This is a genomic window from Corynebacterium sp. HMSC08F01 (assembly GCF_001807545.1).
GTDB classification, from domain to species: Bacteria; Actinomycetota; Actinomycetes; order Mycobacteriales; family Mycobacteriaceae; genus Corynebacterium; species Corynebacterium coyleae.
The window spans coordinates 122,482-147,413 of record NZ_KV789323.1 but is presented as its reverse complement, the minus strand read 5'-3'; the positions used below and the strand labels follow the sequence as shown (position 1 = coordinate 147,413).

At 61.2% G+C, this 24,932-nt stretch carries 23 protein-coding genes; 18 read left to right on the top strand and 5 right to left on the bottom strand.

What is annotated here, in order from left to right:
* Positions 1-110 precede the first annotated feature (110 nt).
* The 18 genes from HMPREF3171_RS10090 to secG all read left to right on the top strand — a co-directional run bounded on the left by HMPREF3171_RS10090 (position 111) and on the right by secG (position 18,485).
* The gene (locus HMPREF3171_RS10090) at positions 111-2,120 is read left to right on the top strand and encodes a primosomal protein N' (protein WP_070484835.1); all 2,010 of its coding nucleotides are present in this window, start codon (positions 111-113) and stop codon (positions 2,118-2,120) included.
* A gap of 39 nt (positions 2,121-2,159) precedes the next feature.
* Positions 2,160-2,660 (top strand): peptide deformylase, encoded by a 501-nt coding sequence (def, locus tag HMPREF3171_RS10085; RefSeq protein ID WP_070423242.1) that lies wholly within the window; start codon positions 2,160-2,162, stop codon positions 2,658-2,660.
* A 2-nt stretch (positions 2,661-2,662) separates the two neighbouring features.
* A complete protein-coding gene (gene fmt, locus HMPREF3171_RS10080; RefSeq protein ID WP_070423111.1) occupies positions 2,663-3,589 on the top strand; it encodes a methionyl-tRNA formyltransferase in 927 nt (308 codons plus the stop codon).
* Positions 3,586-5,064 (top strand): RsmB/NOP family class I SAM-dependent RNA methyltransferase, encoded by a 1,479-nt coding sequence (locus HMPREF3171_RS10075; RefSeq protein ID WP_070484834.1) that lies wholly within the window; start codon positions 3,586-3,588, stop codon positions 5,062-5,064. Before fmt ends, HMPREF3171_RS10075 begins: the two co-directional genes overlap by 4 nt.
* A gap of 9 nt (positions 5,065-5,073) precedes the next feature.
* Positions 5,074-5,736 carry a ribulose-phosphate 3-epimerase gene (rpe, locus tag HMPREF3171_RS10070; RefSeq protein ID WP_070484833.1) on the top strand — a complete coding sequence of 221 codons (663 nt, stop codon included), beginning with the start codon at positions 5,074-5,076 and terminating at the stop codon, positions 5,734-5,736.
* Complete coding sequence (ribD, locus tag HMPREF3171_RS10065; RefSeq protein ID WP_070484832.1) at positions 5,733-6,728, top strand: bifunctional diaminohydroxyphosphoribosylaminopyrimidine deaminase/5-amino-6-(5-phosphoribosylamino)uracil reductase RibD; 996 nt, start codon at positions 5,733-5,735, stop codon at positions 6,726-6,728. The genes rpe and ribD overlap by 4 nt, the downstream gene beginning before the upstream one ends.
* Before the next feature lie 3 nt (positions 6,729-6,731).
* Positions 6,732-7,319 carry a riboflavin synthase gene (locus tag HMPREF3171_RS10060; RefSeq protein WP_070423115.1) on the top strand — a complete coding sequence of 196 codons (588 nt, stop codon included), beginning with the start codon at positions 6,732-6,734 and terminating at the stop codon, positions 7,317-7,319.
* 11 nt (positions 7,320-7,330) lie between these two features.
* Positions 7,331-8,635: a bifunctional 3,4-dihydroxy-2-butanone-4-phosphate synthase/GTP cyclohydrolase II gene (locus HMPREF3171_RS10055; protein WP_070451594.1), complete on the top strand. Its 1,305-nt coding sequence runs from the start codon at positions 7,331-7,333 to the stop codon at positions 8,633-8,635.
* A gap of 19 nt (positions 8,636-8,654) precedes the next feature.
* Positions 8,655-9,140 carry a 6,7-dimethyl-8-ribityllumazine synthase gene (gene ribH / locus HMPREF3171_RS10050; RefSeq protein ID WP_070423117.1) on the top strand — a complete coding sequence of 162 codons (486 nt, stop codon included), beginning with the start codon at positions 8,655-8,657 and terminating at the stop codon, positions 9,138-9,140.
* 72 nt (positions 9,141-9,212) lie between these two features.
* On the top strand, positions 9,213-9,746 hold the full coding sequence (locus HMPREF3171_RS10045) for a PH domain-containing protein (RefSeq protein WP_244268731.1): 534 nt from the start codon (positions 9,213-9,215) through the stop codon (positions 9,744-9,746).
* Positions 9,747-9,749: 3 nt separating this feature from the next.
* Complete coding sequence (uvrC, locus tag HMPREF3171_RS10040; protein WP_070451404.1) at positions 9,750-11,810, top strand: excinuclease ABC subunit UvrC; 2,061 nt, start codon at positions 9,750-9,752, stop codon at positions 11,808-11,810.
* 77 nt (positions 11,811-11,887) lie between these two features.
* Complete coding sequence (rapZ, locus tag HMPREF3171_RS10035; RefSeq protein WP_070423120.1) at positions 11,888-12,796, top strand: RNase adapter RapZ; 909 nt, start codon at positions 11,888-11,890, stop codon at positions 12,794-12,796.
* Entirely contained in the window at positions 12,796-13,776 is a 981-nt protein-coding gene (locus tag HMPREF3171_RS10030) for a gluconeogenesis factor YvcK family protein (protein WP_070451408.1), read from the top strand. Before rapZ ends, HMPREF3171_RS10030 begins: the two co-directional genes overlap by 1 nt.
* A gap of 54 nt (positions 13,777-13,830) precedes the next feature.
* Positions 13,831-14,820 (top strand): DNA-binding protein WhiA, encoded by a 990-nt coding sequence (gene whiA / locus HMPREF3171_RS10025; protein WP_070423122.1) that lies wholly within the window; start codon positions 13,831-13,833, stop codon positions 14,818-14,820.
* A 259-nt stretch (positions 14,821-15,079) separates the two neighbouring features.
* Positions 15,080-16,090 (top strand): type I glyceraldehyde-3-phosphate dehydrogenase, encoded by a 1,011-nt coding sequence (gene gap / locus HMPREF3171_RS10020; RefSeq protein WP_070484830.1) that lies wholly within the window; start codon positions 15,080-15,082, stop codon positions 16,088-16,090.
* Between the two features lie 93 nt (positions 16,091-16,183).
* Positions 16,184-17,395, top strand: coding sequence for a phosphoglycerate kinase (locus HMPREF3171_RS10015; protein WP_070770984.1), 1,212 nt, complete (start codon positions 16,184-16,186; stop codon positions 17,393-17,395).
* Positions 17,396-17,407: 12 nt separating this feature from the next.
* A complete protein-coding gene (tpiA, locus tag HMPREF3171_RS10010; protein WP_070484828.1) occupies positions 17,408-18,181 on the top strand; it encodes a triose-phosphate isomerase in 774 nt (257 codons plus the stop codon).
* A gap of 67 nt (positions 18,182-18,248) precedes the next feature.
* On the top strand, positions 18,249-18,485 hold the full coding sequence (gene secG / locus HMPREF3171_RS10005; RefSeq protein WP_070423126.1) for a preprotein translocase subunit SecG: 237 nt from the start codon (positions 18,249-18,251) through the stop codon (positions 18,483-18,485).
* Between the two features lie 7 nt (positions 18,486-18,492).
* Here the strand turns inward: secG and pgl are convergent, their stop codons facing one another.
* Genes pgl through tkt form a run of 5 tightly spaced genes read right to left on the bottom strand, consistent with a single transcriptional unit; the run spans position 18,493 to position 24,892 of the window.
* Positions 18,493-19,191, bottom strand: coding sequence for a 6-phosphogluconolactonase (pgl, locus tag HMPREF3171_RS10000; RefSeq protein WP_070484827.1), 699 nt, complete (start codon positions 19,189-19,191; stop codon positions 18,493-18,495).
* Positions 19,188-20,108, bottom strand: coding sequence for a glucose-6-phosphate dehydrogenase assembly protein OpcA (locus HMPREF3171_RS09995; RefSeq protein ID WP_070484826.1), 921 nt, complete (start codon positions 20,106-20,108; stop codon positions 19,188-19,190). Before HMPREF3171_RS09995 ends, pgl begins: the two co-directional genes overlap by 4 nt.
* 22 nt (positions 20,109-20,130) lie before the next feature.
* The gene (zwf, locus tag HMPREF3171_RS09990; RefSeq protein WP_070484825.1) at positions 20,131-21,648 is read right to left on the bottom strand and encodes a glucose-6-phosphate dehydrogenase; all 1,518 of its coding nucleotides are present in this window, start codon (positions 21,646-21,648) and stop codon (positions 20,131-20,133) included.
* Between the two features lies 1 nt (position 21,649).
* Positions 21,650-22,741 carry a transaldolase gene (gene tal / locus HMPREF3171_RS09985; protein WP_070484824.1) on the bottom strand — a complete coding sequence of 364 codons (1,092 nt, stop codon included), beginning with the start codon at positions 22,739-22,741 and terminating at the stop codon, positions 21,650-21,652.
* Between the two features lie 6 nt (positions 22,742-22,747).
* Positions 22,748-24,892, bottom strand: coding sequence for a transketolase (tkt, locus tag HMPREF3171_RS09980; RefSeq protein WP_083292069.1), 2,145 nt, complete (start codon positions 24,890-24,892; stop codon positions 22,748-22,750).
* Positions 24,893-24,932: the final 40 nt, after the last annotated feature.

Sequence of the window (24,932 nt, the reverse complement as noted above, 5' to 3'; positions counted from 1 at the left end):
CCTCATCGGCGCGATTGATTTGTGATGCATCTATTACTACCGCACTGTTTCGCACAGCTGAGCCTTAGGCCCGGAGTGTCGTGTCGTGGCGTGGTTTAGAATGCTGCACCATGTCGAACACGCGAGCTGCCAACCTGCCTGTGGCCCGCGTGCTGCCTATGTTGGGGCTCGCGCACCTTGATCGGGCCTTCGATTATCTTGTCGACGAGCAGGATGCCGATGCCGCACAGCCAGGCGTCCGCGTGCGGGTTCGGTTTGCAGGCAGGCTCGTGGATGCGATCGTGCTGGAGCGGGTGTCGTCGACAAGCCATGAAGGCTCACTGCGCTTCATCGAACGCGTTATCTCACCCGAGGTCGTGGCCCCGGAGCACACGCGCATGCTTATCGACGCACTCGCGGACCGGTACGCAGGCATCCGATCCGACATTTATCGCTCTGCAATACCCGCACGACATGCGAAAGCGGAAGAAACGGATACCTCCACACCATGGGTGGAGCTCGGGGAGGTCGCCGAGCCGGACCTTTCCGCATGGACGACGTACACACACGGTGAGTCCTTCGTCGATGCCGTAGTAGAGGGAAAGCTGGCTCGTGCCGCGTGGCAGTTGGTGCCGGGCGAGGATTGGCCTGCCGCGCTTGCCGCACTCGCTGTCAAGGTGGCAAAGGACGGCGGTGGCGCGCTCATCGTGGTTCCGGACCAAGATGCTGTTGACCGTTGCGAGGAAGCGCTACGCGAGCTCGTTGCGGCAAAACAAGTGACGACTTTGACCGCCTCCCAGGGACCCCAAGCACGGTATTCCCGCTACCTGTCCGTTCTGCACGGCCAAGGGCGCATCGTGGTAGGGACCCGCTCCGCCGCGTTCGCGCCGGTCCAGAACTTGCGGTTGATGGTCGTCATGTTCGACGGCGATGACAACCTCGTGGATCCTCGCGCGCCCTACGTTCACGCCAGGGAGGTGCTCACGACGCGCTCGAGCCTTGAGCGCGCATGTTTGGTCATCGGTGGATTCTCACGCACAGCAGAGGCGCAACTGTTGGTGGAATCTGGCTGGATGCACGAACTGGTCGCACCCCGCCAAACGCTTCGTACACGTTCGCCTTACATTCACGCCGCGGGCGATTCTGACTTTGAGCTTGAACGGGACCCGAGGGCTAAACAGGCGCGTCTGCCTTCGTCAGCATTTGCAGCCGCGACGAAAGCCCTCGAGCGGGGCACACCCGTGTTGTTCCAGGTGCCACGCACCGGCTATATCCAATCTCTTGCGTGTGGGCAGTGTCGTACACCGTCGCGTTGCCGTTGGTGCAACGGACCGCTGGGGTTGCCGTCCGGTGGTGAAGCAGCGGCACCGACATGCCGGTGGTGTGGCCGAATGGACCCTGCACATGTGTGTCCGGCATGCGGTTCCCGGCGTGTGCGGGCTGTCGTACTGGGCACCGAACGCACCGCAGAAGAGCTTGGCCGTGCGTTTGCGAAATATAGGGTCAAAACGTCCGGGGGCGATCGTATTTCGCGCACGATTGACGCGGGGCCTGCGATTGTCGTCGCCACGCCAGGCGCAGAACCTCGAGTACCAGGCGGATACGGTGCTGCTGTGCTGCTTGACGCGTGGGCGCTCGTGCAACGCCCTGACTTAAGGGCAGTGGAGGACACGCTGTCGAAATGGATGGCTGCTGCCACGCTTGTCCAACCGCATGCCGATGGCGGAGAAGTCGTAGTGGTAGCGGAGCCGAGCATGCCGGTCGTGCAGCATCTCATTCGCTGGGACGCGCCGGGATTTGCAGCTGCAGAGCTGGCTTTGCGCCGCGAGGCGAGATTTCCGCCGGCGGTCCACGTTGCCGTGGTTGACGCGCCCCGAGACGCGCTGGAGCCGTTCTTTGAGCGCACCGACCTGCCGGACTACGCGGAGATCCTGGGGCCTGTGGATTTGCCCCCGGGTGTGCGTTTGCCCGGCGAGTGGGATCAGCGTGAGTACGGTCCGGCGCAGCGCATGCTGGTGCGCGCGCCGTTAACTGGGCGGTCTGCGCTGGGCAAGGCGCTGCGGGCAGGGGCAGTCGCGTGGACGACGTCGAAGCAGGAGCTGCCACTGCGTATCCAGGTCAATCCGGTGGATATCGGGTAAGCGAAATTTCGCTTGTCCAGGTCAGTACACTTGGCGTTCATGGCCATACGCGACATTCGTCTATTCGGGGATCCGGTGCTCAACACGGCAGCGGAGGAGGTGGATGTGTTCGACGAACGCCTGCACAGGCTCGTGGGTGACATGCTTGAGACGATGGATGCGGCTGGGGGTGTTGGCCTAGCGGCAAACCAGGTCGGTGTCGCACAGCGAGTGTTTGTGTTCGATTGTCAGGGCCTTCGGGGACACATCGTGAACCCGGTGTGGACGCCGTTGGGCGAAGATACCCAAATTGGTGTGGAGGGATGTCTTTCGGTGCCTGATGTTCGCGGGACTGTTGAGCGGCACAACACCGTGGTTGCCCATGGCGCCGACATGTGTGGGCGCCCGCTGACACTACGCGGCAGCGGATTGCTCGCACGCTGCATTCAGCACGAAGCAGACCATCTCGACGGCGTGATGTTTACGGCCCGAATGTCGCCAGCTGACCGCAAAGCGGCACTCGATGCGATTGCCGCGGCGGAGTGGAATAAGGAGAACTAACTGTGAGACTTGTATTTGCAGGTACCCCTGAGCCGGCGGCAGTGGCACTGGAGCGGCTGCTGGCATCGGAACATGAGGTAGTGGCCGTGCTGACGCGACCCGATGCACGCAAGGGTAGGGGGCGTACGTTGCATCCGTCGCCGGTGAAGGCAGTTGCACTCGAGCATGGCATTGAGGTGCTCACACCCGAGAAACTTGACGACGACACCGCGGCCCGACTGCGCGACATCGCCCCAGACGCGATCCCGGTCGTTGCGTACGGCAACCTGATTCCTGCTGGCATGCTCGATATTCCGACGCACGGTTGGGTGAACTTGCACTTCTCGCTGCTGCCGCAGTGGCGCGGTGCTGCGCCGGTACAGGCCGCGATCCGCGAGGGCGATGCCTCCACCGGTGCGACGACGTTCCGGATCAACGAAGGGTTGGACACCGGCGACATTTTGGACACGCTCACAGACACAATTTCCGACGACGACACCGCCGGTGTTCTTCTCGAGCGTTTGGCGTACTCCGGCGCAGACCTGCTCGTTCGCACCATGGATGGTCTTGAATCCGGCACACTGACGCCGAAAGCACAGCCTGAAGAGGGAACCTATGCGCCAAAGATTCTCACTGCAGATGCGCGCGTTGACTGGGCCGCCGATTCCACGGTCATCGATCGGGCAATTCGTGCGCATACTCCAGCGCCTGGTGCATGGACTATGCGAGGCGAGGAGCGATTCAAGCTCGGGCCAGTAACGTCTGTCGATTCAACCGAGCTCGCCCCGGGCCAGGTTGCATTTGGCAAGAACGAGGTGCGAGTGGGAACCGGTACTCGTGACGTCGTGCTCAGCACGATTCAGGCACCCGGCAAGAAAATGATGAACGCAGCTGATTGGGCTCGAGGCTTGGCAAACGACGTGCGGGCGGAAGGGATGACGTTCGAATGAGTGGTGGATTCCGGTCACGCGCAGCAGGGCGCCGTGAACACCAGCCGAAGCGAAACGGGCGAGCAAACACGCGGCAGGCGCCGAGGCGTCGCAAAGAAGCAGCACCCGTGAACGAAACCGCACGCATCGGTGACCCGGCGCGCGAGGCGGCATTTGAGGTGTTGGTACGCGTCGAGCGCGACGCGGCGTTTGCAAACCTCACTCTGCCGACGGTCTTGCGTGAGCGAAAGATCACCGGTCGTGACGCGGCGTTTGCAACCGAGCTGACTTACGGTACGCTGCGCAGCCTTGGTGTTCTTGACGCTGTGATTGCAGACAACGCATCCCGCGGCCTGGACCGAATGGCTGTTGAAGTGCTGACTGCGTTGCGGCTCGGCACCTACCAGTTGCTGTACACGCGAGTGGAGGACCATGCGGCCGTCGACACCTCCGTGCGTTTGGTTGAAGCGGCCGGTCAATTCAAGGCCAAGGGCTTTGTCAACGGCGTATTGCGCTCGATTACGCGGACTCCAGCGGAGGAGTGGCTCCGCAAGCTTGAACCGGAGGACCCGCTTGCTGCGGTGGCGTTCCGCCATGCGCACCCGGTGTGGATCGCGGAATCGATCCGTGCTGCACTGGGCTCGAGAGAAGACGAGCTTGAGGCCGCACTTGAGGCCGATTCAGCCCGTCCGGTCGTACATCTTGTTGCGCGACCAGGCGAGATGAGCGCAGAGGAGTTAGCGCTGGTCACTGGCGGGGAAGAGGGGCGCTACTCACCGTACGCCGTCTACCTCCCCGAAGGAGATCCAGGACAGTTGCAGCCGGTACGCGAGGGGCTCGCCGCAGTTCAGGACGAGGGCTCGCAGGTGATTGCGCGTGCGGTAGTGGACGTGCCGGTCGAAGACGACCAAGGCCGATGGCTCGACTTGTGCGCTGGTCCGGGAGGTAAGGCGGCCCTCATGGGGGCGCTGGCTGCTATCGATGGCGCAGTAGTTGATGCCGTCGAAGTGAGTCCGCACCGTGCTGAACTCATTCGGAAAACCGTGCGTGATCTTCCTGTGCGCGTCCATACTGCCGATGGTCGTCATTCTGGCCTTGAGCCGGGCTACGACCGTGCTCTTGTCGACGCACCCTGTTCTGGTCTCGGAGCGCTTCGCCGCCGCCCAGAGGCGCGTTGGACCAAGCGTGAGGAAGACATCGCGGAACTCAACGTGCTTCAGCGCGAATTGCTCTCGGCTGCAATCGAGCTAGTTAAGCCCGGCGGTATTGTCGTCTACTCCACGTGCTCACCCGATGTGCGCGAAACCAGAGGAATCGTCGACACGATCCTCGCTGACGGCAAGGTCGAGGAGCTCGATGGGAGCCAGTACGCAGCGGGCATGGATGACGTTGGCGACTTGCCAAGCGTCCAGATGTGGCCGCACCGACACGGAACAGACGCTATGTTTTTCGCTGTACTGCGAAAACTCGGACCCGAGCCGACCACCGAAGTTTAAGGACACCTCATGATTTACATCGCACCATCGATTCTTGCCGCTAATTACGCAGCGCTTGGCGACGACGTCCGCAAGGTCCCCAACGCAGACCTGATCCACGTTGACATCATGGACGGCCACTTTGTGCCCAACTTGTCCTTTGGTCCCGACGTGACCAAGGCGGTTAACGGCGTGACGGACCAATTCCTGGATATGCATTTGATGATCGAGGAGCCGGAGCGGTGGTTTGAAACCTACGTCAAGGCCGGCGGCGACCGCCTCGTGTTCCATGTCGAAGCGACCGACGACCATGTAGCTGCTGCGAAGCAGTGCCGCGAACTCGGTGTACAGTCCGGCTTCGCCATCAAGCCAGGGACCGCAATCGAGCCGTACCTCGATGACCTCGAGCATTTTGATCAGGTCATGGTCATGAGTGTCGAGCCAGGATTTGGCGGCCAGAAGTTCATGCCCGAGGTCCTGGGCAAGGTGATGACGCTTCGCGATCGCATTGCGGAAGCGGGCCTGGACACAATCATTGGTATCGACGGTGGCATTGCCAACAGCACTATCGCACAAGCGGCAGCGGCCGGTGTGGACGCATTCGTTGCTGGTTCCGCCGTATTCGGCGCTGATGACCCAGCCCAGGCGGTAGAGCGCCTCCGCGAGTTGGCAACTGAGGCTGCGCAGGCGTGACACGTGATAATCCCGCGTTAGCCAACGCGGTTTCTGCGGCCATAGCGGCGGGTGACGCAGTGCGCGGGACGACCTCGCCGAACCCGCCGGTGGGCTGCGCAATCGTGACCGCATCCGGGGAAGTTATCGCGACTGGCGGGACCTCTCCCGCGGGCGGGCCCCATGCTGAGGTCAACGCCCTGCGTGAAGCGGGACCACGGACGAAGGGCGCGACAGCCGTTGTCACTTTGGAACCGTGCAACCACACTGGCAGGACAGGTCCGTGCACCCAAGCGTTGGTGGATGCCGGAATTGCGAGGGTGGTGTATCTGACCGCTGATCCGTTTGAGCCTGCATCCGGCGGCGCGGATTGGCTGCGAACACATGGATTGGATGTGGCCCTACTTCACACCCGTGTGGAGGCACTGCAGCCCTGGCTTCGCTCGGTGCGCAACAACCGCCCGAGTGTGACGCTGAAGTTTGCGTCGACGCTGGACGGGTTTACGGCAGCGGCCGATAAGACGAGCAAGTGGATCACTTGCGACGAAGCCCGCGCCGCTGTGCACGCAGATCGCACGAAACGTGACGCGATTGTCATTGGCACGGGGACCGCGCTTGCTGACAACCCATCGTTGACCGCCCGCCACAGCGATGGCGCTCTGTATGAGCACCAGCCGCGACGTGTGGTCGTCGGTAAGCGGGCTTTTCCCAGCGGCAACCTGACCGAGCTCGGGTTTGAGCAATACGACACTCCACAGGCCGCGCTGACAGCGCTGTGGGATAGCGGCGCGAGAGATGTGCTTGTAGAAGGCGGGGCAACATTGGCGGCGAGTTTCCTGGAACTCGACCTGGTCGACGCGGTGCAGGCCTACATTGCCCCTGCACTGCTGGGGGCCGGACGGGGAGTGCTCGACTGCGAAATCGCGGGAACGATTGGTGACGCTAAACGTTTCCGCACCACTGATGTGCGCCGGATCGGCAACGATGTGCTTATAGAAATGGAGAAGGACTGAACTGTGTTTACGGGACTCGTTGAGGAGATTGGTGTCGTTGACACGCTTGAACAGCTCGAGGATGCCGTTCGGATCGCGGTGCGTGCGCCGAAGGTCACCGAGGATGCATCACCGGGGGACTCCATCGCGGTCGACGGCGTGTGTCTGACGGTGGTTGACAACGTTGCTGGCGTATTCACCGCTGACGTGATGCGCGAAACGCTGGATCGCTCGCGTCTCGGCACCTATAGCGAGGGGAGCAAGGTCAACCTAGAGCGCGCATTGGCTGCTGGCCAGCGCATGGGCGGACATATCGTGCAGGGCCACGTCGATGGTGTCGCGGAAGTAGTCTCTCGTACGCCGTCCCAGCACTGGGAGGTAGTGCGCTTCACCCTGCCCGCGAATCTTGGTCGGTATGTGGTGGAGAAAGGATCCATTACGGTCAACGGAACATCGCTGACGGTTTCCGCAGTCGGAGACGACTTTTTCGAGGTGTCGCTGATCCCCACCACGCTGCGCGATACCACTGCTGGTGACCTTACGGTCGGTGATCCAGTGAACCTCGAGGTGGATATCGTGGCCAAGTACGTTGAGAAAATGGTGCAGGGCTAGGGTTGAACGGTATGACAGCATCCGCCGGTAGCGCCGGTAATCACACCACCGAATTGGACACTGTGGAGGAGGCGATTGCCGCCATCCGCGAGGGCAAAGCAGTCGTCGTCGTGGACAGTGAGGATCGCGAAAACGAGGGCGATCTCATCTTCGCCGCACAAGACGCCACGCCGGAGTTGGTGGCGTTTATGGTGAGGTACACCTCTGGCTACATTTGCGTGTCCATGTCGGACGAACGGGCCACGGCCCTCGATCTGCCCCCGATGGTTGCGCAAAACCAGGACCTGCACGGGACTGCCTACGCCGTGACCGTTGATGCAGCAACCGGCACCACCGGTATTTCCGCACGTTCGCGCGCCACGACGATCGCATTGCTTGCCGACGATTCCGCGACCCCAGAGTCGTTTACGAGGCCCGGACACGTTGTGCCCCTGCGGGCGCGTGACGGGGGAGTGCTTGTCCGGGACGGACACACGGAGGCAGCGGTAGACCTTGCAACGCTTGCGGGTAAGGCCCCCGTCGGCGCACTGTGCGAGATCGTTTCTGAAGATGACCCTGCAGACATGGCTCGATTCGACGAGCTCCGCAGGTTCGCGAATACGCACGGGCTTCCGATGATTTCGATCGAGCAGCTCGCTGCGTACCGTCGCCAGCATGAACGATTTGTCGAACGCAGCACTGCTACTCGTTTACCAACGGAGTTCGGTGAATTCACTGCGGTTGGCTACCTGGATACGTTGACTGAGACCGAGCATGTTGCGCTGATCGCGGGGGAACTTGATGCACTGCGCGACGCCGAGGACGTTCTCGTCCGTGTGCATTCGGAATGTCTCACCGGCGATGTGTTTGGCTCCCGGCGTTGTGACTGTGGTCCGCAGCTTCAGGAATCAATGCGCCGCATTCAGCAGGAAGGCCGCGGCGTTATCGTCTACTTGCGTGGACATGAGGGACGCGGAATCGGGTTACTCGCCAAGCTGCGCGCCTACCGTTTACAGGACGACGGGCTCGACACCGTTGATGCAAACCTTGAACAAGGCCTGCCAGTCGACGCACGCGACTATTCCGCAGCAAGCGACATCCTTGCAGACCTGGGTATCGGTTCGGTCGATCTGATGACCAACAATCCCCAAAAAGTCGATGCCTTTGCCGGTCTGATCCCCAAGGTTGCTCACCGCAGTAGGATCGAAGTGGTTCCTAACCACGACAACATCGCCTATTTGCGGACGAAGCGCGACAGGATGGGACACGACCTGCCCGGCATTCTCGGTTGGGCTGAAGAACACAACACACAACACCCACAACACCACACCAACTAGGTATCAAGGAGACCCACCAGTGGCAGCTACTGGAGCACCCGAGGACTATTCCCTGCAAGCGGAGGGGCTTACCGTCGCCGTCGTTTACACCCGCTGGAATGAAAAGATCGTCGAGATGCTGCGCGCTGGCGCACGAGATGAGGCCCGAGAACTGGGCGTTAAAGTCGATGAATATGCGGTAGCAGGCGCGTTGGAGTTGCCAGTTGTGGTGCAGGCATGCGCAAAGCGCTACGACGCGGTAGTGGCCCTCGGCTGCGTCATCCGTGGCGAAACTGCCCACTTTGATTACGTTTGCGACTCTGTCACCGCTGGCCTCACCCGTATTGCATTGGATGAGGAAACGCCGGTAGGCAACGGCGTGCTCACGGTTGAAGAAGAAGACCAGGCTTACGAGCGTGCCGGTGGGGAAGACGCGAAAGAAGACAAAGGCGCCGAAGCGATGCGTGCGGCCGCTGGGGCCTTAGTTGAACTGCAGAAAGTTCGCGCTTTGCCGCTAAAGGGTTAAAGTAGCCGGAGCGAGCGCGGCACGGAGTCGTCGAGAAGCAAGAGCGTTTTCAAGTTGACAAGGAGTGCGGAAGTGACTGATCAACCAGCAGGCACACACATAACGAACGAGCAGGAAGCTGCTTATCTGACTGCGCTTGATCCGCACGCCAACACCTCGACGAAGCCGTGGGAGCTTGAGATTTCGTCGAGGTACCTGCGAACCGTGGCGATCGGCTGGATCATCCTTGTCATGGCCGTGCATTTCTTCATGGCGTGGGCCGTGGACGCGCAATTCTCGGGCATCGCGATTACCAGCGTGGATAAGTTCGCGTTCGTGGGCGTTGGCCTGATTATTTCCGTCCTGTCCTGGATCGCACTGACTCGCCCTCGGGTGCGCGCCAACGAAGACGGTGTCCAGGTAGCCAACATCATCGGCACCCGTTTCTACCCCTGGACCGTCATTTACGGTTTGAGCTTTCCCAAGGGCTCCCGCATGGCGCGACTCGAACTTCCGGAATTCGAGTACGTCACCCTGTGGGCGATCCAATCAGGCGATAAAGAGCGCGCGATTCAGGCTGTCGAGCAATTCCGCAAGCTCGAAGCCAAATACATGCCTAAGGATTAACCCTTGGCTGACCCCCAGTCTTACCGCCCAGCGCCCGGAACGATCCCAACCGATCCGGGCGTGTATAAGTTCCGGGACCGCGACGGGCGTGTCATCTACGTTGGCAAAGCCAAAAATCTTCGTGCGCGCCTGAGCAACTACTTTCAGCCACCGGAGACTCTGCACCCGCGGACCCGGCAGATGGTCTACACCGGCGCTTCAGTCGAATGGACCGTTGTCGCATCCGAGGTAGAGGCGCTCCAGCTCGAATACACATGGATCAAGCGCTTCGACCCATGGTTTAACGTCATGTACCGCGACGACAAGACATACCCAATGCTTGCCGTCAGCGTGCGCGAACGCTACCCGCGCGCGTTCTTCTACCGTGGCCCCAAACGTAAGGGCGTACGCTATTTCGGCCCGTACTCGCATGCGTGGGCGGTGCGCGAGACCCTCGATCTGCTCACGCGCGTGTTCCCGATTCGGACGTGTTCCAACGGTGTGTTTAACCGTCACGAATCCCTTGGACGCCCTTGCTTGCTTGGCTACATCGACAAGTGTGCGGCACCCTGCGTCGGTCGTGTCGACGAAGCCGAGTACGACGAGATCGTCCAGGGCTTCCTTGGCTTCATGGCAGGTCGCTCCGAGAAGCTTGTCCGTGGCATCACCGCACAGATGGAGGAGGCCGCGGAAAACCTCGAGTTTGAAAAGGCGGCGCGGCTTCGCGACGACCTCGGTGCCGTCGAAAAGGTAATGGAGCGCCAGACGGTCGTCCTCAGCCAAGACACCGATGCGGACATCATCGCCTTTGATACCGACGAGCTTGAAGCGGCGGTGCAGATTTTCAACGTCCGTGATGGGCGCATCCGTGCACAGCGGGGCTGGGTCGTGGAAAAAACGGGCGATGAGCCCGGAGCAGCAGAACGTCTGGAGGAAGGCCAGACCGACCCAACGTTGCCAACGTTGATGCAGAACTTCTTGGTCCAGTACTACTCGGATGCGGTCGAGCGAGTGAAGCAAGAGCGTGAAGAGGACCGCAAGATCGAAGCGCAGAAGGTTCGTCGCCGAGGCGTAGATCAGGAGTCACGTGCGCAAGCGGCGGCACCGATGCCGGTGCCGCGTGAGATTCTCGTCGAGACGCTGCCCGCGGAACTGCCGGAAGTGACCCAACTGCTCGAAGAACTACGTGGCGGGCCTGTGGACCTTCGCGTGCCGCAGCGCGGTGATAAACGTGCCCTGATGGAAACAGTGCACAAAAACGCCGCCGAAGCGCTCCACCAGCACAAGTTGAAGCGGGTCGGTGACCTGACCGCACGATCGCAGGCCCTGCAAGATATCCAGGACGCGCTCGGGATGGACGAAGCGCCGCTGCGTATTGAATGCACCGATATTTCCCACATCCAAGGCACCGACGTTGTAGCCTCCCTCGTGGTGTTCGAGGACGGTTTGCCCAAAAAGAACGACTACCGTCGATACCGCATCAAGGAAGCAGCCGGCGATGGTCGATCCGACGACGTCGGGTCCATCGCCGAGGTCACACGCCGGCGCTTCAAGCGCTACAACGAGGACAAACTCGCCAACCCTGATGAGGTCGCTGAGGCGCAGACCTTCGAGGACGAGGCCGACGAATCGACCGGTGCGAAACGCTTCGCTTACCCTCCCCAGTTGTTCATCGTCGACGGCGGCAAACCCCAGGTTAATGCCGCACAGGCTGTGTTCGACGACCTCGGCATCGTCGATGTACAACTCATCGGATTGGCCAAACGCCTCGAGGAAGTGTGGGTGCCAGACGACGACGAGCCGGTGATCCTGCCGCGAAACTCCGAAGGCATGTATCTGCTCCAGCAGGTGCGTGATGAGGCCCACCGGTTCGCCATCACCTACCACCGCCAGCAACGCTCGAAGCGCATGCGAGCGTCCGCCCTCGACGCAGTCCCGGGACTAGGCCCCGCGCGGAGAACCGATTTGGTGAAGCACTTTGGCTCGGTGAAGAAGATCAAAGAGGCTTCTATCGAGGAGATCCAGGAGGTTAAAGGCGTCGGTCCGAAACTCGCCGCGACGATCTACGAGCACCTTCATACGTAGCTGGTTGTGAGGCTGGTTTTGTGGCAGCTTTTGCGGAACCGCGACGCGGCTCGCTGCGCTTCGTTAGGATGAGCGCCATGTCCACAGCTTCTGCTCAAGCATTGCCACACGATTTGCGTTCCGCCAGTTGGCGTCCGGTGATCATCACCGGCTTGTCCGGTGGCGGATTGTCCACCGCAGCGAAAGTATTCGAGGACAAAGGTTTCTTCGTTTCACAGAATCTGCCACCCCAGTTAATTCTGGAGCTTGTGGACCTTGCAGCAGCGGACGATTCCCCAGTGGAACGGCTGGCGGTCGTGTCGGACGTGCGCGCAGACCGGTTCAACGGTTCATTGGCCGACACCCTTGAGGGGCTCCGTCGACGTGGTTACTCACCGTTCGTGCTGTTTCTTGAGGCGCGTGACGATGTGCTGATCCGCCGATTCGACTCCGTGCGGCGCACGCACCCGCTGCAGGGCGATGGTACCTTGCAGGACGGCATCGATCGCGAACGCGAGGAAATGGAAGGCATCCGTTCGGCCGCAGATGTCATCATCGACACGTCCAATTTGTCTGTGCACGACCTACGCCGCGCTGTTGAGGCATCGGTCGGCGAGCTGCCGGTGGAGCGTCAACACGTCACTATTGAGTCTTTCGGATTCAAGCATGGTTCGCCACGTGACGCTGATCTGATCATTGATGTGCGATTCCTACCCAACCCATACTGGGTTGAGGAGCTGCGCGACTTCCGCGGTATCGACGCACCTGTAGCAGACTATGTCCTGTCGCAGGATGGTGCGAAGGAATACGTGGATCATTTCGTTGATCTGTTGTCGAGCACGTTGAAGGGCTACCGCCACGAAGGTAAGGACTTCATCACTGTGGGCGTTGGCTGCACAGGTGGGCACCACCGCTCGGTTGCGGTCGCAGAAGCGATCGGGAGGCGACTGCGACAGCAGGGCCAAGTTGATGTCAATGTCATCCACCGTGATTTGGAGAAGCACTAATGCGCGCGACTGATCCCGCGGCGATGACGTACACATGCCTCGGGGGAGGGCATGGGCTCTACCAGACGCTCACGGCCGCGCGCGTTGCCGGCGCAGCTCGTATTAACGCTGTGGTGACAGTTGCCGATGACGGCGGCTCGTCGGGCCGCCTGCGTCGCGAGATGGAGATTGTTCCTCCGGGAGATCTCCGCATGGCGCTGGCAGCGCTTACCGACGACAGCGGGGACGGCGCGATGTGGCGCGACACGCTCCAGCACCGCTTCGGTGGGCATGGCGCAATGGCTGGACACGCCTTGGGAAACTTGATCATCGCCGGACTTGCGGAGCGCCTTGGTGACACACAAGCGGCGCTGGACCAGGTTGGCAAATGGACCGGCTCCCAGGGACGAGTCATTCCAGTGAGCCCACAACCCCTCGACATTGAAGCTGATGTTGCAGGGCTTGACGACGACCCACGGGTGCTGCGCTCTGTACACGGCCAAGTCGCCGTTGCGACGACACCGGGCACTGTGCGCCGTGTGCGGCTGACTCCGTCCGAACCGCCAGCGAGCCGGGACGCCATCCAGGCGATTATGGACGCGGATCTGGTCACCATTGGGCCTGGTTCGTGGTTTTCCTCTGTGATCCCGCACCTGTTGGTGCCTCAAGTGCGCGATGCGCTGAACGAGACCGAAGCGAAGGTGGTTGTGGTACTTAACCTCTCCCCAGAAGCAGGGGAGACCCATGGGTTTACCACCGAGCGTCATATCCATGTCTTTGCGCAACACGCCCCCAACCTGCGGGTTGATTGCTTCCTGGCGGACAGTGACATGGTGACTACGCACGGTGAACGTGAAAACGTCCGCCGTGCGGCGGAACGGCTCGGCGCGGACGTCGAGTACCGCTCCTTACGCGTCGAAGGCGACGATGGTGTGAAGCGCAACCTTCATGATCCGTTGAAGCTTGCTGCTGCGCTCAAGGACCTCTCGACGAGCAGCTAACAGCTGCAAGCTAGACTGCTCCGGGTTAAAGGGGGCGATGAAAGGACGGAAACATTGGCGCTTACGGGCAAGGTGAAAGAAGAGCTACTCGCCGTATCTTGTGGTACCACCGAGGCTCGGGCGGCGGAAGCCACCGCGCTTATTCGTTTCGCCGGCTCGATCCAGCCTTCCGATAACGGTCTGGCCATCGTCGCAGAATTCGGCGAGAAGCCGGTGGCGGTGAGGCTCGCGGAATCCATTCAAGAACTCTGCGCAGTCCAGCCTGCCATCGAGACCGTACCCCCTGTCCAAGGCAGTAAAGACACCACGTATGTCGTTCGGGTGGAACGTGACGTGGCTGATGTCATCCGCCGGCTGAAGCTTGTGACAGCGTCTGGTCACCCGGTGGTTGGTATGCCGCGACAGGTGATTTCAGGATCAATGGCCGGCGTTGAGGCAGCTTGGCGTGGCGCGTTTCTCGCGCGAGGAAAGCTGATGGAGCCTGGCCGTACCGCGACTCTTGAAGTGGCGTGCCCGGGCCAGGAAGCTGCGCTCGCACTCGTTGGGTTGGCCCGTCGTCTGTCGGTGACCGCGAAGACCCGTGAAACCCGAGGTGTGGAGCGAGTGACTATCCGCGACGGCGAGACCATCGGAATCCTGCTGAGTCGTATGGGGGCACCACTGACCCGCCTGGAGTGGGACCGCAAGCGCGCGGCGAAGGCTGTGACAGCGAAGGTAAACAACCGCTTGGCTACCTTCGATGACGCCAATACGCGCCGTTCGGCGCAGGCTGCAGCAGCTGCTGCAGCACGGGTGGAGCGTGCGATGGACATTCTTGGCGACGATGTTCCTGAGCACCTTGCAGAAGCGGGCTACCTCCGCGTGGAACACCGTCATGCTTCACTCGAGGAACTTGGTCGTTTGGCTGACCCGCAGATGACCAAGGACGCCGTTGCAGGACGTATTCGACGACTGCTGTCGCTCGCTGACCGTCGAGCAGCCGAGATGGGGATCCCGGACACACACGGAGTGGAAACGGCTCCGAATCCTGTGAATTCAGATTAACGTCCAGAAGGTGTTCGGAATCACAGTTGCCTGCGGGGTACATGAGGTGCCCTGAGCGGGCGGTATTTCCCCAGGGGGAGTGGGGGTGCTGAGGTGTCGTGGTGTGGGAAACCACATTCGGAATCGGCACGGCGGGGGAATGTTCCCCCTGGTTGTGGGGAGGGGGCCTTGGGGCGAATTTGCGCCCTGCAGGCTGTGAGAGGCGCAGATACACTGGCTTGCGTACGAGGTTTTCTACAACCATCGAGGAGAAAATACAGTGACTACGCGCATTGGCATTAACGGTTTCGGTCGTATCGGACGTTCCGCGCTCCGCATCATCGAGGACGAGTACAAGGGCGAGCTCGAAGTCGTCAAGATCAATGACTTGACGAACAATGAGACTCTCGCACACTTGCTGAAGTACGACACGGCCTACGGCCAGTTCAAGCACGACATCGAGTACGACGACCACTCGATCTCTATCGATGGCCGCCGCATTGAGGTCTCTGCTGAGAAGGACCCGGCACACCTCGCCTGGGGTGACCTCGATGTTGACATTGTCTTGGAGTGCACCGGCGTATTCCGCAAGGGGCCGGAGGCTCAGGCGCACATCGACGCCGGCGCGAAGAAGGTCATCATCTCCGCACCGGGCAAGGAAGTTGACGGCACCTACGTGTGGGGTGTGAACCATGCCGACTACACCGGCGAGGAGAACATCATCTCCGCGGCATCGTGCACCACGAACTCTCTGGCGCCGGTTGCGAAGGTCCTCGATGAGGCCTTTGGCATCGAGCGTGGCCTGATGACGACCATCCACGCTTACACAGGTGACCAGCGGATCCAGGATGCTCCGCACAAGGACCTGCGTCGCGCCCGCGCGGCAGCGCAGAACATTGTTCCGACGACCACCGGTGCAGCTAAGGCTGTGGCGCTCGTGCTCCCGAGCCTTGAGGGCAAGCTCGATGGCTTCGCAATGCGTGTGCCGACCATCACCGGTTCCGCCACCGACCTCACCGTGACCCTGGGCAAGGATGTCACTGTCGAGGAGGTCAATGCGGCAGTGAAGAAGGCTGTGGAGGACAGCGAGTTCGGCCAGGCGCTGAAGTACACCGAGGACCCGATCGTCTCTTCCGACATCATCGGTGACCCGCACGGCGCTATCTTCGACGCTGGCATGACTCGCGTCATCGACGGCAACCTGGTCAAGATCATCTCGTGGTACGACAACGAGTGGTCTTACACCGCCCAGTACATCCGTCTGACCAAGCTGGTCGCGGACAAGCTCTAAGTTATGGCACCCCCGGGTCCGTGGCGCTTCCAGCGCGGCGGACCCGTTTTTCATACGATGGGATGCGTTCACCGAACTAAAAGGAGAGACCCCTTGACTAAGAACTTGCAGCAGCTTCTCGACGAAGGCGTCGACGGCCGCCACGTCCTCGTTCGTTCCGACTTCAACGTTCCGCTCGACGAGAACGGCAACATCACCGATGCCGGTCGCATTGACGCGTCGCTGCCTACGCTGAAGGCGCTTCTCGACGGCGGCGCGAAGGTCATCGTTATGGCACACCTCGGCCGCCCGAAGGGCGAGGTGAACCCGAAGTTTTCTCTCGCACCGGTTGCAGAGGCGCTGTCGGAACGTCTCGGGCAGTTTGTCCCGCTGGCAGGCGACGTCAGTGGCGAGGACGCCCACGAGCGTGCCAACGGCCTGACCGAGGGCGAGATTCTGCTCCTGGAGAACGTCCGTTTCGATCCGCGCGAGACTTCAAAGGACGAGGCGGAGCGCGCGGAGTTCGCAGCTGAGCTCGCTGCGTTGGCGGCTGACAACGGCGCGTTCGTCTCTGACGGTTTCGGCGTTGTGCACCGTGCCCAGGCGTCTGTGTACGACGTTGCGAAGAAGCTGCCGGCGTACGCCGGCTTCCTCGTCGATAAGGAAGTAGAGATCCTGTCTGCGGTCAAGGACAAGCCAGAGAACCCCTACATTGTGGTGCTCGGTGGCTCGAAGGTGTCCGACAAGCTCGGTGTGATCGAGGCGCTTGCAGAGAAGGCAGACAAGATCATCATCGGTGGTGGCATGTGCTTCACCTTCCTTGCGGCCCAGGGCCACAACGTGCAGAAGTCGCTGCTGCAGGACGACATGATCGATACCTGCAAGGAGCTCATCGCACGTTTCGGCGAGAAGCTGCTTCTGCCGGTTGATGTCGCTGCGGGTGCTGGCTTTGACAAGGACACCGAGAAGAAGGTCGTCGGTCTGGATGAGATTCCGGAGGGCTGGATGGGCCTGGATATCGGACCGGAGACCGCAAAGAACTACGCCGAGGCAATCAAGGGCTCCAAGACAGTGTTCTGGAACGGCCCCATGGGTGTGTTTGAGTTCCCGAACTTCGCCGACGGCACCAAGGCAGTGGCTGAGGCAATGATCGCAGCGACGAAGGACAACGGTTCCTTCACGGTTGTCGGCGGCGGCGACTCGGCGGCATCCGTGCGCACTCTGGGCCTCGACGAAGAGGGCTTCTCCCACATTTCGACCGGCGGCGGCGCTTCCCTCGAATTGATTGAGGGTAAGGACCTGCCTGGCGTTTCTGTTCTGCAGTAAGGAGGTCTATCCATGGCACGTACACCACTCATCGCGGGCAACTGGAAGATGAACCACGATCACCTTGAGGCGATCCAGAGCGCGCAGAAGCTTGTCTTCGCGTTCCCGAAGGATGGTTACGAGGTAGTCGATATCGCCCTGACTGTCCCGTTCACAGACCTTCGTTCAATCCAGACGTTGGTGGAAGGCGACAAGCTCCAGATCACCTACGGCGCGCAGGACGTGTCTGAGCACGACAACGGCGCGTACACCGGCGACATTTCTGCCGCGATGCTGGAGAAGCTCGGCTGCACCTGGGTGGTCGTCGGCCACTCGGAGCGTCGCGAGTACCACGGCGAAACCAATGAGCAGGTCGCTGCCAAGGCGAAGAAGGCCCTTGAACACGGCATCACGCCAATCGTCTGCGTCGGCGAGCCACTCGAGGTCCGCGAGGCGGGCGACCACCTCGACTTCGTGGTCAAGCAAACGCGTGAGTCGTTAGCTGGTGTGGATGCGTCCAAGGTCGTCATCGCCTACGAGCCCGTCTGGGCAATCGGTACTGGCAAGGTAGCCTCCGCCGCGGACGCGCAAGAGGTCTGCCATGGCATCCGTGAACTTGTCCGTGAGCTTGCGGGCGACGACGCAGCCGATCAGGTCCGCATCCTCTACGGCGGTTCGGTGAAAACGGACACCGTCGCAGAGATCGTGGGCCAGCCCGACGTCGACGGTGGACTCGTCGGCGGCGCCTCCCTGGATGGCCAGGAGTTTGCGAAGCTTGCTGCCGCTGCCGCGAACGCGTCGATGTAAGGTCCCACCAGAAAGTGGTGTAGGCTCAACAGAGTTTGCACCAATGTGATTTGGAAAGGTATCGCAGATGGCTCTTGCTCTCGAGATCGTGCTGGTGATTTCGGCGATCCTCATGACCGTGTTCGTCTTGCTGCACAAAGGCAAGGGCGGCGGTCTGTCCAGCCTCTTCGGTGGCGGCGTTCAGGCGAACCTGTCCGGCTCCACCACCGTGGAGCGCAACCTGGACCGCGTGACCGTGCTGATGGCGATCATCTGGATCGCCTGCATCATCGGTCTGAATCTGATCCAGACGTTCGCGTCCTAACAGCGAATTAGTTCAACGGTCCTGCTGCATCCTCGGTGATGCGCAGGACCGTTTCTTTACGCCCAACTGCGCCGGCGACCGGCCAATCCTGAGCTGCCGTAACACCGTCACCTGCGTGGGAGGCAGCCTCGGCTTTCTCTGCGCCGGAAACGAGCAACCACACACGGTCGGCTGACTGGACCGCAGGCAGGGTCAGGGTCGCCCGCTCGGCTGGCGGCTTGGGGGAGTCAGTAACCGTGACGACCATGGCATCATGTTCGCGCACGGCGCTGGTGTGAGGGAACAGCGAGTTGATGTGACCCTCGCCGCCCATACCGAGCAAGTGGAGGTCGAAGCCATCCGGCGCAAACTCCGCTAAGGCTGCTTCATAACGCGCTACCGCGGCATCCATGGGCCCACCGTCCAACCCGTAGCCGTGGATGTTCGTTTCGGGTATGTCGACATGGTCAAGCAACGCCTCCCGGGCCTGGCCCTCGTTGGACTCGGGGTGGTCTACCGGTACGTTGCGTTCATCGCCGAAAAATATGTCTACGTTTGCCCAGTCGATCGCTTCGGTGCGCAGACGTCGCAGGAGAGCGATGCCCGCGGTTCCGCCGGTCAGTACCACTCGAGCGCGGCCGTCGCCTGAGCGCTGAGCGTCGCGGATGACGGCCGCAACGTCGGCGGCGGTGTCGTCGATAAGAGCTTCGAGATTCGGGTAAATCATGCGTGTCGTACCTTTCCTAAGCCGTTCAAAGCGTTGCCGTAGATGGCATCGGGACCGAGGTGGCGAAGTTCTTCGGCAAGACATTCGGCGTCAGTGCGCTCACCCATTGCGACGCGCGAGTCAGCCATGTCTGGTACCGAAATGCGTACCGTGTACTCACCCTCAGCAACGACTTCAACATCGCCGCCGTCAGTGTGGATGATGGTGTGGGCGATGGGGAAGCCGGAGATATGCTCATCGCAACGTGTTACCTCCACATCGAGGCTGTCAGCGAGCCAGCCGGCCGCAAGATCCACGCTGGGGTCTCCAGGAGCACCGGCGACCTCTGCACCCGTGATTGTGTGCTCAGGGAACCGGTCAAGCGCCGAAGCGAGAATTCCCCTCCAGGGAGTGATTTGAGACCACAACATATCGGAATCGCCGGGCGTATAGCCTGCCGCCAACTCCGCGAGCGATCCATCGCGGCTCGCACCACGAATGTTGGTAATGCGACGTTGCGCAATGTGTCCCAACTGATCTTCGGCGGGCCGTTTTGGAGCAGCGCCTGGCCAATATGAGACGACGGGGGTGTCGGGAAGCAGAAGGGGTGTCACCACGGCACCGAGGTGCTGCGTCAATTCACCGCACAGATGCATGACGACGACCTCGGACGCGCCAGCGTTGGACGCAACCATCACTTGAGCGTCGAGACGCGATTCCTTAGCCGGGTCGCCGGAGACCAGCACGAGTACACGTGCTGGGTGCTCGAAAGAGGCGTCCCGGAGGGTGGACAAGGTGTTGTCGAGAAGCTCGCTGTCTTCATCTACCGCAACCAAAAGCGTCAGGACGCGACCGGTAGCTAGCGAATGGCTCTCGCGCACGCGTGCGAGTGACGTCTCAATTTGTTTCGTGGTGGTGTTAGGAAGATCGATGATCATACGTCGAACCCTTTCCGTTCCGTTACGGACGACGCCACGCCCGGCCCTCGCGGGCAAGCATCTCATCAGCGGACGCAGGACCCCAGGTGCCTGCCTCATAGTCTTCAGGGGCGCCATGTTCCGCCCAGTAGTCCAACACCGGATCCAGAATCTGCCAACTGCGCTCCACCTCGGCGTTAGTGGGGAACAGGCTGGACTCGTCAAGCAGCGCATCAAGGATGAGACGCTCGTACGCCTCTGGGGACTGTTCCGTGAACGCCTCCGAGTAGTGGAAATCCATGTTCACGTCCCGAAGCTCCATACCCGGGCCGGGGACCTTCGAACCGAAGCGCATGAGAACACCTTCGTCGGGCTGGACGCGGATGACCACTGCGTTGTTGGTCAGCAAATCCGTCTGGCCTTCTGTAAACGGCTGGTACGGGGGTTGTTTGAAGACAAGCGCGATTTCGGTCACCCGTCGGCCTAGGCGCTTGCCGGTGCGCAGATAAAACGGCACACCAGCCCAACGTCGCGACGCGATTTCTAGCGTGCATGCTGCGTACGTCTCAGTTGTCGAATTCGGATCGAACCCGTCTTCCTCCCGCAGCCCTACGACGCGTTCAGAGCCCTGCCAACCCGCGGTGTACTGGCCGCGTGCCGTCGTCTCAGAGAACGGACCGACAGCGGTGGTGGCACGAAGCACCTTAAGCTTCTCCGCGCGCAGCTGCCGTGGCGAGAACGATGTCGGCTCCTCCATGGCAACCAACGCGAGCAGCTGAATCAGGTGGTTCTGGATAACATCGCGCGCTGCGCCGATGCCGTCGTAGTAGCTCGCCCGACCACCGAGGCCGATGTCCTCGGCCATGGTGATCTGCACATGGTCGATGTAGTGCGAGTTCCACACGGGCTCGAAGAGCTGGTTAGAAAAGCGCAGGGCCAAAATATTTTGGACGGTTTCTTTGCCCAGATAATGGTCGATGCGGAACACGGAGCGCTCGTCGAACACGGCGCCTACCACCTCGTTGAGCTGGTGTGCTGACTGCGCGTTGTGCCCAAATGGCTTCTCGATGATCACGCGCCGCCACTCGCCTTCACCTGCGTGGGCCATACCACTGCGATCAAGTTGGTGGATCACATCCGCGAAAAAATCGGGAGGTACCGACAGGTAGTACGCCCAGTTGCCAGCAGTGCCGCGTTCCGCGTCGCTGCGTTTCAACGTGGCCGCAAGGGCGTCGAAGGCGTCGTCGTCATCAAAGTTGCCCTTGACAAACTGAAGACCTTCAGCGAGGCGCTGCCACACATTCTCGTGAAAGCTAGTGCGCGCGCCCGCATCAATTGCTTCACGGACATAGGCCTGAAAATCAGCCTGTGTCCAGTCCCTCCGCCCGTAGCCGACGAGCGTGAACCCGCCGGGGAGGAGGCCACGATTCGCTAGATCATAGATCGCGGGAAGAAGCTTTTTGCGGGCCAGATCGCCGGTCACACCGAAGATAACCATGCCGGAAGGTCCAGCGATCTTGGGCAGCCGCTTGTCCTCAGCGGAACGGAGTGGGTTAGTCACATTAGGCGAGTTTAGCTGTCATCGAATCGAGCAGCTCCTGCCACGCGTCCACAAACTTCTCTACGCCTTCGCGCTCTAGCGTGGCGACGACATCCTCAACGTCAATGCCAACCTCACGCAGCGCCGCAAACACCTCGCGGGAGACAGCTTCGGTGCCGGTGAGCGTGTCGCCGTGCACACCGCCATCCGCGAGCGCCGCGTCAAGAGTCTTCTCCGGCATCGTGTTTACAGTATCCGGTCCGGCCAGCTCCGTGACGTACATCGTCGCAGGGTACTCAGGGTTCTTCACACCCGTTGACGCCCAAAGCGGACGCTGCTTGTTCGCGCCGTTAGGCAGTTCGTCGATGAGCTCCGCCTCGAACTCCTTTTGGAACAGCGCATACGCCAAGCGGGCGTTCGCAATGCCTGCCTTGCCACGAAGCCCGAGAGCCTCGTCGGTGCCGATGACCTCGAGGCGCTTGTCCACCTCGCTATCCATACGGGAAACGAAGAACGATGCCACCGAATGGATAGTGCTGACATCGTGGCCGTTCGCGGCAGCCTGACGGATGCCCTCCTTGTACGCGTCGATGACCTGCTGGTAGCGCTCTACCGAGAAGATCAGCGTCACATTGACCGAAATGCCTTCAGCGAGGGCGGCGGTGACGGCCGGAAGCGACTCGTCGGTCGCGGGAATCTTGATCATCAAGTTCTCCCGGTCGACCTGGTTCCAGAGCTCCTTTGCCTGTTCGATGGTCTTTGCCTCGTCGGCTGCGTAGCGAGGATCTACTTCAATGGACACGCGACCGTCCTTGCCACCCGTTGCCTCGAACGTATCGCGGAACAGGTCGCACGCATCTTGAACGTCCTTGACGCTCATTGCGTAAACCGCTGCATCAGCAGCAGATCCAGCAGCCTTCAACTCGGCGAGTTGCTCGTCGTAGTGTGTGCCCGAGCTCATCGCCGCAGCGAAGATCGCCGGGTTAGTGGTTACGCCGACAATCGATTTCGATGCCTTCACTTCAGCAAGGTTGCCGGTAGCAATGCGTTCACGCGACAGGTCATCCAGCCACGTTGACGTGCCTACGTTGTACAGATCGTCGATAGCAGTCATGCACTCCTACTTTCCGTCGCCGCGGGTTGGTTCGGACTCGGTGTCGCCAACACGCTGGCTCGTTGGCACGCTGCGGTTATCTCGCACGCATGCAAGAGTCTCGCGGGCGACGCGGACAACGTTGTCGGTGGTGAAACCAAAGCGTTCGAAAAGCTCCGCGCCCGGGGCAGAAGCACCGAAGTGCTCCAGCGACACAGCGCGGCCGAACTCGCCGAGGAAGCGGAACCACGGCATGGAGGTTGCTGCCTCGACAGACACACGGGCCTTGACCTCGCGAGGCAAAACAGCGTCGATGTAGTCTTCGTCCTGTTCCATGAACCAATCAATGGACGGCACGGAAACCACACGCGTTGCGGTGCCATCTTCCTCGAGCACCTTGGCGGCCTCAACCGCGTACTGCACCTCGGAGCCGGTCGCCATGATGATCAGGTCCGGAGTCTCCTTCGAACTCTCAACCAGGACGTAAGCGCCGCGGGCGACACCGTCGAACGCCTTCTCCTTGGTGCCCTCGAGCACCGGCAGGTTCTGGCGCGACAGGGCCAGGGCCTTCGGCTGTTCCTTCGCCTCGAGTGCCGCGATCCACGCAGCAGAAGTCTCGTTCGCATCTGCCGGACGAATCACTGCAACGTCCGGGATAGCGCGCAGCGCAGCCAGAGTCTCCACCGGCTGGTGAGTTGGGCCGTCCTCGCCAAGGCCGATCGAGTCGTGCGTAAACACGTAGTAGCCATCGATGCCGGACAGTGCGGCAACGCGGATGGCGGGGTAGAGGTATTCAGAGAAGATGAGGAAGGTGCCACCGTATACGCGAGTACCACCGTGCAAGGCAATGCCGTTCATGACAGCGCCCATCGCGTGCTCACGAATACCGAAGTGGAGGTTGCGGCCGTACGGGTTCGCCGTGAACATCTCCGTAGAGATCGACTCAGGACCGAACGACGGCTCGCCCTTAATGAGGGTGTTGTTGGAACCAGCAAGATCCGCAGAACCGCCCCAGAGCTCAGGCAGCATAGCGGCCGCAGCCTGGATCGCAGCTTCAGAAGCCTTTCGGGTAGCTAGGCCCTTGGCATCCGGTTCCCAAGTGGGGAAGTCCTTCTTCCAATCCGCAGGCAGCTCACGGGCAGTGAGGCGATCCAGCAGCGCCTTGCGTTCCGGGTTTGCCGCAGCCCAGGCGTTGAACTTCTCATCCCACTGGGCACGCTTTTCGGCTGCGCGCTCACGCAGCTTGCGGGTGTGGTTGATCACGTCGGCTTCCTCAGGGAAGTGAACGTCGGTATCGAAGCCGAGTTCAGCCTTCACCGCAGCTACCTCGTCCGCGCCGAGAGCTGCGCCGTGGATAGCACCAGTGTTCATCAGGTTCGGGGCCGGGTAGCCGATGACGGTCTTCACACGGATAATGGTCGGCTTCGTGGTCTCGGCCTTCGCCTCTGCGACGGCTGCTTCGATTGCCACGACATCCTCGCCCGACTCGACGGTCAGCGTCTGCCAACCGTAGGCCTCGTAACGCTTCATCACGTCTTCGGTGAACGCGATTTGGGTGTCGTCCTCAATGGAGATCCGGTTGTCGTCCCAGAACAAGATGAGGTTGCCCAGCTGCTGGGTACCTGCAAGCGAAGATGCCTCTGCGGTGACGCCTTCTTGGAGGCAGCCGTCGCCAGCGATGACATAGATGTAGTGATCGAACGGGGACTCGCCAGCAGGCGTCTCAGGGTCGAAGAGGCCGCGCTCTCGTCGAGAAGCCATTGCCATGCCCACAGCGGAGGCAAGGCCCTGGCCGAGTGGACCCGTAGTGATCTCCACATGGTCCGTGTGGTTGTACTCCGGGTGCCCCGGCGTCTTTGCACCCCAGGTGCGCAGATCCTTCAAGTCCTGCAGCTCGAGGCCGAAACCACCGAGGTAGAGCTGCACGTACTGGGTCAACGACGAGTGGCCGTTGGACAACACGAAGCGGTCGCGGCCAACCCAATCCTTGTCGGACGGGTCAACATTCATCACACGCTGGAACAGGGTGTAGGCGAGCGGCGCCAGGGACATCGCCGTACCCGGGTGTCCGGACCCGCAGTTCTCCACCGCGTCGGCCGCCAGCACGCGGGCGGTATCAACCGCGCGGGTGTCAGTATCGGTCCAATCCGACGGGTAGTTGCGGACAGTCATGGCTTGCAGCTCGGGTGGCAGCGTCACTTCATTCCTCGCT

What these genes read in the sequence shown, in the direction of transcription:
- HMPREF3171_RS10055 (WP_070451594.1), top strand. Translation starts at nt 7,331, where the DNA reads ATGACAGCATCCGCCGGTAGCGCCGGTAATCACACCACCGAATTGGAC.
- rapZ (WP_070423120.1), top strand. Translation starts at nt 11,888, where the DNA reads ATGTCCACAGCTTCTGCTCAAGCATTGCCACACGATTTGCGTTCCGCC.
- pgl (WP_070484827.1), bottom strand. Translation starts at nt 19,191, where the DNA reads ATGATTTACCCGAATCTCGAAGCTCTTATCGACGACACCGCCGCCGAC.
- HMPREF3171_RS10090 (WP_070484835.1), top strand. Translation starts at nt 111, where the DNA reads ATGTCGAACACGCGAGCTGCCAACCTGCCTGTGGCCCGCGTGCTGCCT.
- HMPREF3171_RS10030 (WP_070451408.1), top strand. Translation starts at nt 12,796, where the DNA reads ATGCGCGCGACTGATCCCGCGGCGATGACGTACACATGCCTCGGGGGA.
- HMPREF3171_RS10075 (WP_070484834.1), top strand. Translation starts at nt 3,586, where the DNA reads ATGAGTGGTGGATTCCGGTCACGCGCAGCAGGGCGCCGTGAACACCAG.
- rpe (WP_070484833.1), top strand. Translation starts at nt 5,074, where the DNA reads ATGATTTACATCGCACCATCGATTCTTGCCGCTAATTACGCAGCGCTT.
- HMPREF3171_RS09995 (WP_070484826.1), bottom strand. Translation starts at nt 20,108, where the DNA reads ATGATCATCGATCTTCCTAACACCACCACGAAACAAATTGAGACGTCA.
- def (WP_070423242.1), top strand. Translation starts at nt 2,160, where the DNA reads ATGGCCATACGCGACATTCGTCTATTCGGGGATCCGGTGCTCAACACG.
- secG (WP_070423126.1), top strand. Translation starts at nt 18,249, where the DNA reads ATGGCTCTTGCTCTCGAGATCGTGCTGGTGATTTCGGCGATCCTCATG.
- tal (WP_070484824.1), bottom strand. Translation starts at nt 22,741, where the DNA reads ATGACTGCTATCGACGATCTGTACAACGTAGGCACGTCAACGTGGCTG.
- tpiA (WP_070484828.1), top strand. Translation starts at nt 17,408, where the DNA reads ATGGCACGTACACCACTCATCGCGGGCAACTGGAAGATGAACCACGAT.
- tkt (WP_083292069.1), bottom strand. Translation starts at nt 24,892, where the DNA reads ATGACTGTCCGCAACTACCCGTCGGATTGGACCGATACTGACACCCGC.